Source organism: Moritella yayanosii, assembly GCF_900465055.1.
GTDB classification, from domain to species: domain Bacteria; phylum Pseudomonadota; class Gammaproteobacteria; order Enterobacterales; family Moritellaceae; genus Moritella; species Moritella yayanosii.
In genome coordinates, this window is the sequence record NZ_LS483250.1 from 3,548,830 (window position 1) to 3,563,588 (window position 14,759).

Genomic DNA, 14,759 nt, shown 5'->3' on the forward strand with positions numbered 1-14,759 from the left:
CAGTGTAGCAAAAAAACATGCCCTTAGTAGTGCTAAATAGTCTGACTTGCTGGATATCAATGGGCTGGTGATAGGAGGGGATGCACGACTAATTAGCTTGTTGCGTCGTGGTTAGGTCTGGATGTTATGATTTAAAACAGCACTTTGCTTTAATTTTGAACAGTTGTTTTTAGGATAGTGAAAAACGCCTTGCTTGGCATCGTTTGCTATGTATAATGTTGACTTATGCCCGAGTGGTGAAATCGGTAGACGCGGTGGATTCAAAATCCTCTTCCTAACGGAGTGGCGGTTCAAGTCCGCCCTCGGGCACCATATTTAAGTAATAGAGCCTTAGCTAACGCTAAGGCTTTGTTGTATCTAGCACAATCAAAAGCTTACCTCACATTTTCCTTACGTTATATCGCTAAAATACGCCCTAATAAACTTAACTTATTACCCCTAGATAATTTGCTCCTGTCTATATCCGGTACTTTCGCATGTAGAATCTGTGCGCAAGGCAATCTCACGCACTCCTAATGGATCCAACACTGTCCTGTACTTTGAGGATTGTTAGATTTTCGGGTGGTTGTAGTTAGCAGTATAAGCATGGGGTTAGGTTGGGTGGGATTCCGGTACTTTACTGTCCATTTCTGGTCCATCAACGACCCTTTGGAATTAGTATGTGTAATTCGGTGGATTTATTGATGGTTAAGAGGATGCGTTATTTATTCGTAATTAGTGGTTGTTCGATCAACTTAACCCTTTAGGGGAGGTGATATACTACTTTTTTTCTAAGAATGTAAAGGTAAATGAAGAATGAAAACAAAGATTAAATCTACTATATCTAATAAAACGAAAATGTCGTTTACTCCTGTTTTTAAGGGACAGGCGGGTCAAAAGAGAATTGCTTCTTGCAGAGGGTGCGGTGGAAAAATAACTTTCGCAATTAGTGTCGCTCTAAGCTAAAAGGTTAACTGATGTTGATATTTAAGAGTCAATCTGATAGTAAATATATCTATAATCAGGTAGACAACAATATATACCCTATACCTGATGATTTTGATGATCTAGAAATAAAAACATTATTCAAAGATCAATTCCCAGATATAAGTGTCCAATTTAACGGTCCGAAACATGGGTGGGAAGCTCAAGGTAAATCGGAATCCCTTATTATCAACATCACAGATGCCTGTAATCTAAGATGTTCATATTGTGCTTATTCTGAACATTATCCATATGAAAGAGAACATAATAATGCGCACATTAGCTTTGCGACCGCACAAAAAGCAATTGACGAATATATTGTAAGGTCTGAGCATGTGAAGATTAGACGAATCAACCTTTATGGTGGTGAGCCGACCTCGAATGCTAATTTAATATATCAAATCGTAGCTTATACAAAGTCTAAAGCCAATAACGTTGAATTCTCTATAAATACAAATGCTTATTCCATGAGTAATTCATGGATTAGTTTTGTCATAGACAACAATATACAGTTGCAAATCAGTATCGATGGTAATCAAGCTAGGCATGATAAATATAGAATAACGATAAAGGGTGGAGGGACTTTTAATAGAATCAAAAATAATCTTCAAAAAATATACGATAAATCCTCAATATATTATAAAGAAAACATTATATTCCTCGCAACTATGGCACCGCCTTATCAGTTGTTAGAACTACATAATCTGTATAATGGCGATAGTCTATTTCAACAACCTTGGTCAATCAATTTCGTTCGCCCTATAGACACCACTTTTATTGATTCGATTGAAGACACTGAGCATCTTGATACATACTCAGAGCAGCAACTTATTTTAGCTAATGACTATATTAAAGCAGCTATTAAAAATAAAGCTAACGAACATTTTGGACACTGGGTTTTCGGGCAACAACTTAAAAAAATTCACTTTAGAGATATGGAACCTGAGTCAACGGAGTGGATTAACGGCTGTTGTACGCCAGGTATTGATAAGTTTTTTGTCGATAGTAAAGGAGATTATTTTCCATGTGAGCGTTCAGGCCGTTTCATGAAACTTGGAGATGTTTCTTCTGGGTTAAATATGAAAAACATACAAAATATAGTTCATGAATATACACTTGACTGTAACGAACATTGCTCAAAATGCCCGAATTTAAGATTTTGTGATACATGTTATTTGGGTTCAAAACGAGATAATACACTTGAGCTTGAAAGAAAATATCAATTTTGCTCAAAACGATTAGAACAATTAAAATTATCACTACATATTTATGTTAGTGCGCTTGAATGTAACTTAGCTTCATTTGACCACTTAGATGCCTTCGAATAGTTAGAGTATTCAACTAAATGATTAATTAAGTAATGGTGCATTATATTTACAGTTCTTTGTTTTCATTAGTTTCTACATCAATAGGTAATGATGAAAACTTATTTAAGTTAACATTGCAACTATTCTGACACTGAGAGATACCGCTGAGATATAGACAAATATCTTACTCTGTTCTGGCTCAATGCTGGACAAAAAAGTTCGAGATTAAGCTAAAAAAGATACAGTTCGCATTACGAAAATATGATTAAATTTGGATGGCTTGGTTAGGTGATACGGCTGATTTTGCTCGACTAAGCCCGTTCTCTAATATTATTTGGATCACTTTCTCATAAGTTAATCCAAGCTCAATCTCACATGATTTTGGGAAATAACTCGAACCAGGTGTCATGCCAGGAACCAAATTGGCTTCAATAAAAAAACATTTTCCATCTTTGTTCGCTTTAATGTCTATTCTTCCAAAATCCCTTACACCAAGGTTAATGAAAGAATTAATAGCAAGTTGTTTAACCCTATGTTTTATCTCATCGTCTTCAATTCGTTTCAGTTCTTCAGAGTTGTCATTTTTCACTTTCCCCCCCAAAATTCTCAGTCCATTCGTTGATTCAGGTGGAATAATCTCAATAGGTGAAACAATTAATTCGCCATCCGATTTTCTTATTACAGCAACTGTAAATTCCCGACCATCCAAATATTCTTCAACCAATATTGGAATTCTAAATAATTCATGTAATGACAATATCTTAGCTTCGAACTCTGGAAAACTAGTTACAAACGAAAGATCGTCGATACCGTTGCCATTTGCTGCATCAGTTGGTTTCAAGAACAAGGGGAATTTAATTGGCAATTCACTTTTACAATTATACTGACCAGGGATCGCTGTGAAATATTTAGCAGTTGCAATCCCTTTACTCTGCAAATGGGATTTAGCGAGAACCTTATTTGAATCAAATTCCAAGACTTCCCTTAATGACCCAGTGAAGTTAATTTCATGCTTCATGAAATAGTCAGCCAACCAAATATTACCATTGTTACCAGTTGGGATATACTTAACCGCTAGAACGACTAAGTTTGGTTTTCTTTCTATCACTTTATCTAAGTCACTCACTGTTTCACAAACACTTAGTTTTGCAGTATATCCCATTCTGTTTATTGCATCTAACACACCATGACAAGCTTTAAAAGTGCCAAACCCAGTCTCTTTCAACTTTTCATTTGGAGTTGTGATGATCTCAATTTTCATTCTACGTGTCCTTGCTAGTGGGAGGATTGGTAACATGGGGGAACAGTATTACATTACAATTAACATTTAATAATAGGCAGTCGATATTTTCAAGGTAGTTGTGACCTTTTTTAGTTTTTACGCTACTTTATCGAACTATTAAGGCTTTATCACTATTATCGATTACGAAGAAAAATTATATCTGGCACTCAATCAATCGCAAGCGTTCACCAGACCCCACTTGAAAAATAAAATGAGACGATCATCTCTTGATCCATGTTTAGTATTTACATGATTGTTTCTATCATTGATAATTCAGATATGAAAAATAAAACATATCAAACAGAGCCGCCTGAAGTCGTTACCTTCTTTCAAAAATTCTTTATATGATAATAAGACATTAATTAAAAATGCCGAGATCGCCATGGCCTTAAAGATAATCCTGTCCGTATTGCTAAGCTATATTTCGTCTGCGAGTAATATGATCTGGTTGGCAGGCTCTGATCTTCAGGCTGCGACTAATCAGTTGCCCCAGTTTAAGCAGACCTTTGATATTCTTACTATTGAGATAGAATCATTAACAGAACTTGAAGTATCGGACACTGAAATCATTGGTTTGAAATGTCTGTCCGGTAAAATCGGTAATAAACGCTTTCTATTACGTTACAAATTCAACGGACGTAAATGCAGTATCACTATGAGATGTTTCCAGATATCGACACCCACCAAACTAGAAAAGTTGCACGTAAGTATAAAAGTATGATCGCTGATGGGATGGACCCTAAAGCCCTGCGTTTCAGACTGCAATCGGTCCGCCACGATAGTCATTGGATATTATTAACGAAAATGGCGATGCACCTCTCATGTTGTTTATGTTGTTTATGTTGTTTATTAGCGTTCTATCATGCACATTGATATGTTGTCTTCGTACTGTGCTTACCTGTAAATTACTCAATCCATATGGTAAATAAAATGCTTAATAAATTAACGTTGAAATCTAAATTGATCATTGCGATATTAATTCCATGCTTAGCTTTGATTCTTGTCAGTCTAGCAAGTCTCAATAGCATGTCCGTGATGGGACATAAAGCTGAACAATTATATCTAAATACAGCGGCGCCCATGCGAGCTTTGGCTGAAGTAGCGTCAAGAATTCCAAGAATGCGTGTGGGTGTGGATATGATGCTGTTACAAGAAACCTCATTACGAGATAAAAAAGGAATAAAAACGCGAGTCAAAGACGCGCACACAGAAGATATCCCTGAAATGCGTCAAGCTATTGAATATGCTGTAAAGGCTCAGGTGAATCCGCAAATAAAAGCAGAAGCAAAAGAGCTTTTAAAAACGTTTGAAGATATGGTCAGTAATGAATTGGTACCAATGTTAAATGCACTTGATAGCGGAGATTTATCGACAGCGAAACGGATATACAAAGAGCAGTATGCTAAATCATATGGCGTGATGAGAAAGGCAACTAGCCGTATTCTAGACTCATTATTAGTTCAAGCTGAGGAACATAACCAATCAAGTATAAGCACGTATGAATCTGCTAGAACGAACTTAATTGTTATCCTAACGATAGGCATTAGTATATCTATTCTGATCTCTTGGTTAATTATTTCTGGGGTACGACGGAGTGTAGATACGTTACGTAATGCGATGGTTGATGCCTCTGATAATATGTCACTAGATATACGTATTAAACTTAATGGGAAAGATGAATTTACTGATATTGCAGACAGTTTTAATCGACTGTTATCAAAAGTTCAGACTTCCATTGTTCAAATTGTTGAACATTCACAAGAGTTAGCTGAAATGGCAGCTGATGTTACAGATAAAGCACACGCGACACAGAATAATTGCAGTTTACAAAAAGATAGAACGATCCAAGTTGCAACGGCTGTGAATGAGTTAGGCATGACAGTAAAAGAAATTGCATTAAATGCAACTCATGCCGCTGATACCGCTACCGAAGCCAGAATTAGCTCCCGTAAAGGTCGTGAAGTAGTAAATCTGACACAACAGAAAATTAATGAATTAACCTTAGAGTTCGAGCAAGCAAGTCAAATGGTGAACACACTAGCTTGTGAAGTTGATGCGATTAGTTCAACGCTAGATACCATTCGCAGTATTTCTGAACAGACTAATTTGTTAGCGCTTAATGCCGCCATTGAGGCCGCTCGAGCAGGAGAAAAAGGACGTGGCTTCGCTGTAGTTGCCGATGAGGTTCGAACCTTAGCTGGTCGTTCTGCCAAGTCTACAGAAGAAATCCAAGAAGTTATCAATAAGCTTCAAGCCGAGTCCAAGAAAACAGTAATTGCGATGGAGCGCGGTAGTACTCAAGCGAGACTTGTTGTTGAGTCGGCGACTAAAATTAATGAGTCTTTAGCCGAGATTGATAACCATATAGATCAAATAAGTGAACAGAATATGCTAGTAGCAACCGCGACGGAAGAGCAATCTATCGTGGTAGAAGATATTAATCGCAACACAGAAGAAATTAATATGTTAACTGGAGAAACGGAAAATACGGCGGTACATCTGAAACACGCAAGTACTAAATTACAAACCTTATCAACTCAACTTGATAAAGCGGTGAGTATTTTCAATTTATAGTTGAAGTTTACAACCCGACAGCTTAATACTATCGGGTTGTTTTAGGTATTGAATGGTATCCGACTCTTTATCAGATAGTGTTAGTTCATAACCAGTTGATGTTAATTTTACTGGTGTTTTCTGCGTTGTGTTAGCCAGAACGAATTCAAAATAAGTTAAGCTACCTTTCCTCACGTTTATCTATTCGGTATCAAAATCCTGATGATTGAATGATTTATGTATATAAGGCGAGGACATAGCAAGTAAAATCGCACCATAATCTAAGTTGAACTGTATCTTTTGGCCTACGAGCAAGGCTTCTCCAGATGTTTCAATAATCAGATGATCACTGGTAGATGACACAATTGTTATGCCTGCTGGCGGTTTGAGTCCGGCAATATGTACATCTAAGCGACCTAATGCGAGCAGCGCTTGTGACACATCCCCTCTATTTGGGGGTGCTGACTTTTCTCCGAACGCATTTTTCCCTCGTTCACCCCAAGGTAACGACGGTTTTACTTTTGACTCTATAACTTCAGCTGTGAGCGTGATAACATCGGTAAATAAGCCTTCGATTGGCTCTTGATATAATGGTTCGCAGCCGAGGAAAATGGCTTCACCTATTCGTAGGTTATTAATGCGGCTGTTTGCCCCATGATTAAGAGCCCAATTAATCGAGGCGGAATTACCGCCGGAGATAATGTCTAACTGAATAGAAAATGTTTGTTCGACTTCATCAGCAAGTGCAGACAGTTGCGACATTTTTTCATTATCAGGTGATATTCCATAGCGGCAGGCCAAATTTGTCCCGATGCCTTTTATTACAATGTTCGGTAAATGAATGATCTTCCCGATAAATGCCAATAGATTGTTAGGCATCACGCCTTCCCGCAGATCCCCTAGCTCAACCATAATGATAATGCCATGGATAATATTTGTTTGGTTAGCAACGAGGGACAGTTGTTCAATCACAGCTATTTCGCTGTTAAGGCTGATATTACAATATTTAACAACGTTTGCGGCCTGACTTAGCATGGGGGTTCTGATCAGCATAGTCGGTAATGAAATGCCTGCTTGCCTGATTTTTTCAATATTTTCGACACGGGAATCCGCAATCATATTGGCCCCTGCGCTTATCAACGTATTCGCAATGATCGGGTGGCCTAAACATACTTTGGTGACGGGGGTTACCGATATGCCTTTATGACTTAGCCGATTTATCAACTCTTGGGTATTATGGTAGATTTTGGCACAGTTGATGTCTACCCTGGGGTAGCTCAAGACGTTAACATCATTTTGCGTTCTAGGTGAGGATAAGCAGAAGAAACGATTTGTACAAGATGGTCTGTCGGTTGGGATAGCGCGTCGGTAACCGGTATTTTTAATTGAGTTGCGAAGTCATCAATTGCGCCCTGTATTTCCTGCGAAGACATATCTTCATGATTAAGGGTTAAGCCAATTACGCTGGTATCCGCAAATGTTTCAATCAGGTTTATTTCTGAAGCGACCGAAGGCATCAGTGCTTTAGGGAAATCAGCACGGTATACACGTTTAGGTGCATGTTGCAGAATGACACTTGTTGGGCAGCTGCCGCGGAGTATAAAAGAACTGGTCGAAAATGCGGGATGACTCAATGAGCCTTGGCCTTCAATAATGATCAGGTCTGGATTTTCTTGTTCGTATGCTTTGACTATGATCGCTTCTAGTTCACCGGCACAAAATTGCGAAGGTACCGCATCTAACGCGACACCATAGGGTGCGCCCTGAATAATGCCTGTTTGCCCTGTTGCAATCATGATAACGTTAAGTCCTTTTTCTCGCAGTGCTTTCGCTAAAATTGTTGCTGTTGTCCGTTTCCCGATGGCACAATCGGTTCCCAGGATCGCAATGCGTGGACATTTTACATTGTGTATTGCACCGCTAAATGTCTGTAATTCTTCTTTATTTTTAGGTTTGCGGATATCTAAAATAGTCACATTGTATTTTATACTAGCGGCTAAAAAAGTAGGATCTTCACTTAAGAATTCATGTAATCCATTCACTATATTCATCTTTAATGACATAGCATCTAAAATGATCGTTTTTTCAGTATCGGATAACAAACCGCTTGATGGTGCGATTCCAAAAATGAAATAGTCAGGAACTGTGCCTGCATGTGTGAGTGCGGCTTCCATGTTGGTTAAAATGGGGATGTTATTTTTTTCTTCATCTAACACTTCACCTGAATTCAAACCGGCCGTTTTGCTATCAATCACCGAAAGAATACGATACTTGTGTGAATGTCTAACAAGACCATTGGCTGTTTTGCCATCAATTTTGCCAAATTGACCTTCGCAATAAATAATCGCAGTCGGTATTACGGCATCGTTTGTTTCTGGATTCTTGGTGTGATTATAAGGAAAGATATTCGTTAAATTCTGGGTTGAATCAGACATAATATTACCTAGTGCTTTAAGGCTTAGGAGGGCGACTGAAAAGTGCCGAGATACAACGTCGGAAAATATAATAAGTCCCTACTAAGCGGTAGAGGGGGATATGTAGAATAACATAGTTAACGAATATATGTAGACGTTTTAACATTTGATGTTTGATGTTTGATATTTGACATTTATAGTTTGACTTTTACTTATTGTCGTGAGTCGTAGTGTTCAGCTTGCCGGTATTCAAAATTAGGTAGGATTGAAGCGAAAACATGGGGTAGTTGAGGCATTATAAAAAGTATCATTTTTGTGATTCACCGTCATCAGAAATAAACGCATTAATGTAATGGAGTTTGTTATTCGACAGGTACTAAAATGCGGGTACTAGATAACCGTACACTGCTAGTCGTAATAGCCCTCATCTCGATGGCTCAGGCGCTATTGACTACGTTAATCCAGCTTTAACTAGAAAAACAGGGTACCTTCCTGAGGAACTTATTGGGAAAACCCCTCATATGTTGCATGCTGGTGAAATGCCTGCTGAGGACTATGATTTTCTTTGGTCATCGCTTGCAGCGGGTAATACATGGCGGGGTGAGTTTTATAATAGTAAAAATAATGGTGAATTATTTGGGGTGATTGCGTCGATAGCAGCAGTCAAGCAACGCATTCATCGTTTAACTTGCCATGATACGCTCGGGCATGATACTGGTGATCTACTGCTAGTATTGGTATTGCATTATAGCCAGATAATGCTGAAAGTAGTCAGAAGTTGGTCAAGCAGGCCGACCTTGCGATGTACGAAATAAAACGCCGAGGAAAAAATAATTACGGGCCGCAGATGGGAGTGTGCCTAAATCTAGGTTGTTGCGTGCGTTATACACTCGAGAGTAATTCGTAAAGCATAGTATTTTTAGCAATATTTATTACGGTAGCGCTTGAGCGTCAGGCCTATATTGCCTACAATAGCGCACTTTTATTCACTACAGGTCACGAACATGAACGACATTAAATCGAAACCAGCTTTACCCGATCGCCTTGCGGGTAATCCACGTAGCCCACATCATGTAGAAGAAGTTTTCCAGCATGACATTGGTATTATGCTTAACGGCAAAGAGCGTTTCGATGTCGAGGAATATTGCATCAGTGAAGGTTGGGTAAAAATACCGTCACACAAAGCATTGGACCGTCGCGGACAACCACTGATGATGACGATAAAAGGGACTGTTGAACCGTTTTATCGTTAGGACGTATCAATGAAAACTGATAGCTTAGTCAACGGTGATCCCCTTACTGAGTTGGCGTAATAGTGAAGACGTGTTGCAATACCACTTAATTATTTGAATCTAAGTTATCGCCAAAAGGGCCTAGAGAAATTTAGGCCCTTTGTATTATTAATATTCCAGCAAACATGACTAACATGCTCATTCAGCAATAAAAACGCCATTATCAACGTCGCTAACATCGCGGCTTATATCTTAACAATTAATTTGTCTTTATTAGCGCCATCAAACAACGATGTTAAGGCATTGGGTAATTGGTCGCCGCTGTGCTATTAATGGCAAAGCCGAATCTACTAGTTTTATCTCCACATTTGATATTTTAGTCTTGTTAACTTGTGGTGTGTTCGGTAGTATCGGTATTTTTATAGCATTTTATATTGGATGAACAAAATGAAGAAAACCCTGTGTGCGGCGATTATACTATCGGCTGCTGGATTATCAGGTTGTGCGTCGACTGAAGCAACGCAAGATAATGTTCATCATACCAATGATATTGAAATCATGGATGAAGCCGCGCTGGCAATACAAAAAATCAAAGCCTTAGCTGAACATGTGGAACAACAATATGACGCGGGCAAAGATGCAAACTACGTCTATTTTGCACCTGATAGTTGGAAAAGAATTAATTCTGCGGTGAGAACAATGCGGACGCTGGTGGCGAATTTTGATCCCAACGATCAAGGCTTTTTTGGTGGCCCATCAGAAAGTAAGGTCATGGATAAAATTGAAGACGCGCAGGAAGCGTTAGATAACGCCGTGCGTATCAAAATATTAGTGTCTGAGTTTTTAACGCAACAACTCGCCGATATTGCTTACTTGTCTCCCCAAGTACATGGTCAATGGCAGAATGAATTAGCCGATATTAACGAAAGTACCGCCGACTTAATTGCTGATATTGAAGATGATAATTCAACAGACGGTTATGAAAAGCGTAGCGCGAGGGTACAAGACCGCTTATTGAAACTTGAAATTAGAATGGTTAAAAGTAATTTCTATACGCCACTTGTCAAGAAAATTAAAAAGCTGGATCGAGATTTGATCCCACAAACATATGCGCAGATCCAACAACGTATCACGCAGTTAAATGATGCGATTGTGCTGGCGCCGCGAAATCAACATATTATCGATACTATTATCGTTAAGGTTGAAGATGATTTACGTCGTGCTGTTAACGTGACAACAGAAGTTAAATGGATCAATCGTATTGCTCGTTCAGAAAGTGAAAAAATAGCGTTACGTTATCGTGATGCTATCGCGACCGTGGCATTTGATTTATTTGCAGAAGACATTTCGAGCTTAACTTATATCGAACAAATCGCGTATTTTGATCATGCGCTGCGTAATAAATTGGACCAACAACAAGCGCTCAATGAGGAACAAGCACAGCTGCTCATTCCGCTAACCGAAACGGTGAGAGACGCATTGATTGAGACTGAAAATTTAGCCGTAACGCAGACTCGTAATACTAATACGGTCGTTACCGACTAATGACTATGCAGATTGAGGCGCCTTTAACGCCCCATCCTATGTAAATATCAGCCTCAATTTTTCGTGGACATACCGCATCTGCGGAAAATTGTTCCTAGTTGTAATTAGTAACATCCTGGGACTGGGTTGATAATCTGTTGTTATCACTCTCTATTAAAGCGATAAAGCCTCACAGTGATTGAGGCTTTTTCTATTAAACAACGTTTATCAATGCCTCGTCATAACAGGTGGAGCCGTTACATACATCCGCATATTGGCTGGCATCTATGGTGATTCTTGCAATGTTTTTTGCTACTGACTTATCTCCACCATCATTCTCTTTCCATAACGTATCTATGCCTGCATGTGCCGTTGCCGTGCCGCAAGATGATACGTTCCTTGCGCTTTATAAGCTAGCTTCTCGGTAAACACTTCTGTCTTTAGGTATTTAACACTATTAAAAATATGTGCAGGTACAATCATTGAATAGTCAAATACCACGCCATATTTTAATGTGGCATAACAAGCAGCCGCGGAAGATACGAACACTGCGCTGTTCACGATAGAGATCATAATGCTGCTATCAATATCCATAAAGAGGGATTAAGACTAGCAGCTTAAATAATTTGTGGCGGTAGGTAGTACCGACACGTTAAATGCTTGTAAGAGGTTTTAGAAGACTAACGCAATTTAATATTGCAATGCCTAAACCGTAGACGACAAGAATCCCCTTGCTTCAGCTAGGGGAACTTCAACTAATGCGTTATGCTGGAGGAAAATACATTAATGATGACGCTGCCAAGTAAGATTAGACTGATCCCCAGAATGGCGACCCAATCCAGTTGTTGGCCATACCACAACCAACTAATCATCGTCACCAGTACGATGCCTGCACCACACCAGATCGCATACGCGACACCAATCGGTACTGATTCAATAGTGATAGACAGTAAGAAAAATGCCAGTGCATAGCAGATAAGTACGACCACACTCACTAAGGGCTGACTAAATTGTTGCGTTTTTGGTAGCAGGGATGTCGCGATCACCTCCAAAACAATGGCAAACAGCAGCAGTAAATTAGGTGGCAAGGTCGTGAGTATTTTTAGCATGGTTTCTTATCGTTTATATTAACATTAGTCAGCGCGCTACCATACCTGAATAAGATGACAGTATCTATAGTACCAGCCTTAGATTTAATGATGTTGCCATTAATTTTAATGAACAACTTAGCCTTGTTCGATTAATTAACTACCTATTTGGCTGGGGGTGTGTCGACGTGGTTCTTTTAGCGATTTATTTTTCATCAATCGGTTAAAACATGTAACGTAAATGTCATTTAAAAAAAATCTGCAGGGCGCATCACGCCCTAATTAGCAGATGCTGTTGAAAAGTGGTGATCTATTTGGTGTTTCACCCGCAAAAGGTGATTTCGTACTGAGCGCTTCTTTAATTCCGTAGCGTAAATAAACAGGAAAATAAAGACGTTATATTTATTGCTGGCGGCAGAGGTATTATCCTCTGCCACAGCTTGTTAATGTCACATGCCGCTAATAATGCGACGATTAATTTTACGTTGCTGTATAATCAACATGTGTTAGGCGATACCTTGGTTGCTTTAGAGCGAGAACAACTGGCGATAGACCTTGCCAGATGTATTCGTATTGTACTGGGTTTTATTTCTCTGGGGGTTGGTGTATTGCTTGTAGTTCGGAGTCCTGGACGCGTGTGCATCATACCTACACCAATATTGTCGGTAAAGCTCATGATTTATGCCCATAGGTGCAAACTATTACCGCTAAATACGGTATCGCGTACAACACAGGTAACTTCTTTAGCCAGTACGCTCAATTAACTGTACTAAGTTAGTGGTGACCAAGCCAATTGTGGCCAACTCTGCTGTTGCGCATGGCAGGCTAATTGTGGGCAAGGGTTAACAACATGGGGATATTGACTAAATTTACACAAAGGCAGGTCGTTAATTGAATCTGTATAAAAATAAGTATCAGTAAAGATCTCGGTTTGCTCTGCTAACCAAGATTCTAAGCGGGTTACTTTACCTTCTCGATAACTGGCCACGCCGAGTATGGTGGCTGAATAACAGCCATTTTCAACTAACATATCGATACCCATCGCATGGTCGATACCGAGTTGCTTGGCGACTTTTTTAACAATAAAGCTGACTGTCGCCGAGATCAATACCGTGGTGATATTGTCTTGTTTAAGCTGTGCTAATAGTTGCAGTGCCTGTGGAAATACCGTTGGCATGATGTATTTTTCCACACATTCATCCACCAAGCTATCGACTTGCTCTTTAGTGAGGTGTGCAAGGGGGGCCATGGCAAAATTAAGGTATTCAGGCATATTCAATTTACCCGCAGAATAGTGCGTCATTAAACGTTGATCTTCAGTGAGAAATTTGGGATCGGTAATGATGCCTTTCTTCACTAAAAACTGATGCCATAATATCGCGCTATCAGCACTAATCAAGGTTTCGTCCAGATCGAAAATATACAGAGGTTGGCTCATGTCATTCATTCCCTTTACTCACTTGTTGTAATTCATTTAAATTAAACAGTAACTCATCATCTCTATCTTCCTAGACAGGTGAGTAAGTTCGTTGTGTATGTTATGTCTATTTTGTGACGGTTTTCATTCACTTTTATGACAATTTAATGAAAGGCTAGTGATAATGAAAAATTATTTTGATAAGTGGGTTACCTTATATTACAGTCCGAGTGATTAGTGTATTACTCTGTTATTCAATGGTTTACCGGCAGGTCTGACCTTTTGTTTTTTTACTGTTTAGATTTATATTGAGGTGCTGTATGATTGCGAAAATCAGTCATAACAGAAGGTTGAACTAATAGGGATGTGAATGTTCATTAAGTTAATTAATGTTTAAAACAATATCACTAGAAAAAAAATTGCTATTAGTCGCAGGGACTCTGTCTTTGCTATTTATCGGGTTAAGTACCAGTTATTTTTTGTATGTCCGTAATAATGTTATCGAACAACGTCGATGTGCATTGGAACCCCGCATTACATTTATCGGTTCTATCATCACCGGTTATTATCAACAATATCTTGACCGTGAGTTAAGCCTTGTTCAGGCGCAGCAACAAGCGATCGATGAAATTCATCAGATTAACCAAGTAGATGAAAATTATACATTTGTGTTTAACGACGATTATCTGCTGTTAGAATCAGTGAATAATGCGAAAATGCTGAATAAAAATGTAAAAGAAGATCGTGATATTAAAGGTGTTAAGTTATATCAGTTATTGTATAACGAAGCGGTATATCGTAAAAATGACGGTTATTCACATTATTTTTATCGCCTTAATACTGACGGAACAGAACAACAGAAAATCTCTTACAGTCAATATTTCTCACCTTGGGGCTGGATCTATGGTGAGGGTGTTTATATCAATGATGTCGATGAATCTATTCTCAATATACTGACTTCTAATTAGTCTTCATTTCA

General features: G+C 38.9%; 14 protein-coding genes and 1 tRNA gene. 9 read left to right on the forward strand and 6 right to left on the reverse strand.

The genetic code is table 11. The annotated features are described in order from the left end of the window. Positions 1-227: 227 nt before the first annotated feature. Together MORIYA_RS16445 and MORIYA_RS16450 are read left to right on the forward strand one after the other, a co-directional pair. Positions 228-312, forward strand: a tRNA-Leu gene (locus MORIYA_RS16445). A 644-nt stretch (positions 313-956) separates the two neighbouring features. Then, the gene (locus MORIYA_RS16450) at positions 957-2,291 is read left to right on the forward strand and encodes a radical SAM protein (protein ID WP_112716899.1); all 1,335 of its coding nucleotides are present in this window, start codon (positions 957-959) and stop codon (positions 2,289-2,291) included. A 244-nt stretch (positions 2,292-2,535) separates the two neighbouring features. Here the strand turns inward: MORIYA_RS16450 and MORIYA_RS16455 are convergent, their stop codons facing one another. Beyond that, positions 2,536-3,531 carry a D-alanine--D-alanine ligase family protein gene (locus MORIYA_RS16455; RefSeq protein WP_112716901.1) on the reverse strand — a complete coding sequence of 332 codons (996 nt, stop codon included), beginning with the start codon at positions 3,529-3,531 and terminating at the stop codon, positions 2,536-2,538. A gap of 403 nt (positions 3,532-3,934) precedes the next feature. Between MORIYA_RS16455 and MORIYA_RS21460 the strand changes: the two genes are divergently transcribed. After that, a complete protein-coding gene (locus tag MORIYA_RS21460) occupies positions 3,935-4,273 on the forward strand; it encodes a hypothetical protein (RefSeq protein ID WP_232011652.1) in 339 nt (112 codons plus the stop codon). A gap of 209 nt (positions 4,274-4,482) precedes the next feature. Continuing rightward, entirely contained in the window at positions 4,483-6,126 is a 1,644-nt protein-coding gene (locus MORIYA_RS16465; RefSeq protein WP_112716903.1) for a methyl-accepting chemotaxis protein, read from the forward strand. Between the two features lie 180 nt (positions 6,127-6,306). Here the strand turns inward: MORIYA_RS16465 and MORIYA_RS16475 are convergent, their stop codons facing one another. Next, positions 6,307-7,386, reverse strand: coding sequence for an alanine/ornithine racemase family PLP-dependent enzyme (locus MORIYA_RS16475; RefSeq protein WP_112716907.1), 1,080 nt, complete (start codon positions 7,384-7,386; stop codon positions 6,307-6,309). Continuing rightward, a complete protein-coding gene (locus tag MORIYA_RS16480) occupies positions 7,383-8,540 on the reverse strand; it encodes a DUF1611 domain-containing protein (RefSeq protein WP_112716909.1) in 1,158 nt (385 codons plus the stop codon). Before MORIYA_RS16480 ends, MORIYA_RS16475 begins: the two co-directional genes overlap by 4 nt. A 425-nt stretch (positions 8,541-8,965) precedes the next feature. On the opposite strand from MORIYA_RS16480, the gene MORIYA_RS16485 reads away from it, so the two are divergent. The 3 genes from MORIYA_RS16485 to MORIYA_RS16495 all read left to right on the forward strand — a co-directional run bounded on the left by MORIYA_RS16485 (position 8,966) and on the right by MORIYA_RS16495 (position 11,296). After that, a complete protein-coding gene (locus MORIYA_RS16485; protein ID WP_232011742.1) occupies positions 8,966-9,334 on the forward strand; it encodes a PAS domain-containing protein in 369 nt (122 codons plus the stop codon). 189 nt (positions 9,335-9,523) lie between these two features. Continuing rightward, entirely contained in the window at positions 9,524-9,772 is a 249-nt protein-coding gene (locus MORIYA_RS16490; protein ID WP_112716911.1) for a DUF3297 family protein, read from the forward strand. 426 nt (positions 9,773-10,198) lie between these two features. Next, the gene (locus MORIYA_RS16495; RefSeq protein ID WP_112716913.1) at positions 10,199-11,296 is read left to right on the forward strand and encodes a hypothetical protein; all 1,098 of its coding nucleotides are present in this window, start codon (positions 10,199-10,201) and stop codon (positions 11,294-11,296) included. Between the two features lie 333 nt (positions 11,297-11,629). Here MORIYA_RS16495 and MORIYA_RS21095 read toward each other — a convergent pair whose 3' ends face one another. Together MORIYA_RS21095 and MORIYA_RS16505 are read right to left on the reverse strand one after the other, a co-directional pair. Beyond that, entirely contained in the window at positions 11,630-11,848 is a 219-nt protein-coding gene (locus MORIYA_RS21095; RefSeq protein ID WP_197713397.1) for a phosphoethanolamine transferase domain-containing protein, read from the reverse strand. 182 nt (positions 11,849-12,030) lie between these two features. Beyond that, the gene (locus tag MORIYA_RS16505; protein ID WP_112716915.1) at positions 12,031-12,384 is read right to left on the reverse strand and encodes a DMT family transporter; all 354 of its coding nucleotides are present in this window, start codon (positions 12,382-12,384) and stop codon (positions 12,031-12,033) included. A 425-nt stretch (positions 12,385-12,809) separates the two neighbouring features. On the opposite strand from MORIYA_RS16505, the gene MORIYA_RS21100 reads away from it, so the two are divergent. After that, positions 12,810-13,127, forward strand: a complete 318-nt coding sequence (locus MORIYA_RS21100) for a hypothetical protein (RefSeq protein WP_197713398.1) — start codon at positions 12,810-12,812, stop codon at positions 13,125-13,127. A 5-nt stretch (positions 13,128-13,132) separates the two neighbouring features. Here MORIYA_RS21100 and MORIYA_RS16515 read toward each other — a convergent pair whose 3' ends face one another. Next, complete coding sequence (locus MORIYA_RS16515) at positions 13,133-13,801, reverse strand: HAD family hydrolase (protein ID WP_112716917.1); 669 nt, start codon at positions 13,799-13,801, stop codon at positions 13,133-13,135. A 368-nt stretch (positions 13,802-14,169) separates the two neighbouring features. On the opposite strand from MORIYA_RS16515, the gene MORIYA_RS16520 reads away from it, so the two are divergent. Beyond that, positions 14,170-14,748 carry a cache domain-containing protein gene (locus tag MORIYA_RS16520; protein ID WP_112716919.1) on the forward strand — a complete coding sequence of 193 codons (579 nt, stop codon included), beginning with the start codon at positions 14,170-14,172 and terminating at the stop codon, positions 14,746-14,748. Positions 14,749-14,759 lie beyond the last annotated feature (11 nt).

What these genes read in the sequence shown, in the direction of transcription:
- MORIYA_RS16505 (WP_112716915.1), bottom strand. Translation starts at nt 12,384, where the DNA reads ATGCTAAAAATACTCACGACCTTGCCACCTAATTTACTGCTGCTGTTT.
- MORIYA_RS16450 (WP_112716899.1), top strand. Translation starts at nt 957, where the DNA reads ATGTTGATATTTAAGAGTCAATCTGATAGTAAATATATCTATAATCAG.
- MORIYA_RS16465 (WP_112716903.1), top strand. Translation starts at nt 4,483, where the DNA reads ATGCTTAATAAATTAACGTTGAAATCTAAATTGATCATTGCGATATTA.
- MORIYA_RS16455 (WP_112716901.1), bottom strand. Translation starts at nt 3,531, where the DNA reads ATGAAAATTGAGATCATCACAACTCCAAATGAAAAGTTGAAAGAGACT.
- MORIYA_RS21100 (WP_197713398.1), top strand. Translation starts at nt 12,810, where the DNA reads ATGTCACATGCCGCTAATAATGCGACGATTAATTTTACGTTGCTGTAT.
- MORIYA_RS16480 (WP_112716909.1), bottom strand. Translation starts at nt 8,540, where the DNA reads ATGTCTGATTCAACCCAGAATTTAACGAATATCTTTCCTTATAATCAC.
- MORIYA_RS16495 (WP_112716913.1), top strand. Translation starts at nt 10,199, where the DNA reads ATGAAGAAAACCCTGTGTGCGGCGATTATACTATCGGCTGCTGGATTA.
- MORIYA_RS16490 (WP_112716911.1), top strand. Translation starts at nt 9,524, where the DNA reads ATGAACGACATTAAATCGAAACCAGCTTTACCCGATCGCCTTGCGGGT.
- MORIYA_RS16520 (WP_112716919.1), top strand. Translation starts at nt 14,170, where the DNA reads ATGTTTAAAACAATATCACTAGAAAAAAAATTGCTATTAGTCGCAGGG.
- MORIYA_RS16515 (WP_112716917.1), bottom strand. Translation starts at nt 13,801, where the DNA reads ATGAGCCAACCTCTGTATATTTTCGATCTGGACGAAACCTTGATTAGT.
- MORIYA_RS21095 (WP_197713397.1), bottom strand. Translation starts at nt 11,848, where the DNA reads ATGATCTCTATCGTGAACAGCGCAGTGTTCGTATCTTCCGCGGCTGCT.
- MORIYA_RS21460 (WP_232011652.1), top strand. Translation starts at nt 3,935, where the DNA reads ATGGCCTTAAAGATAATCCTGTCCGTATTGCTAAGCTATATTTCGTCT.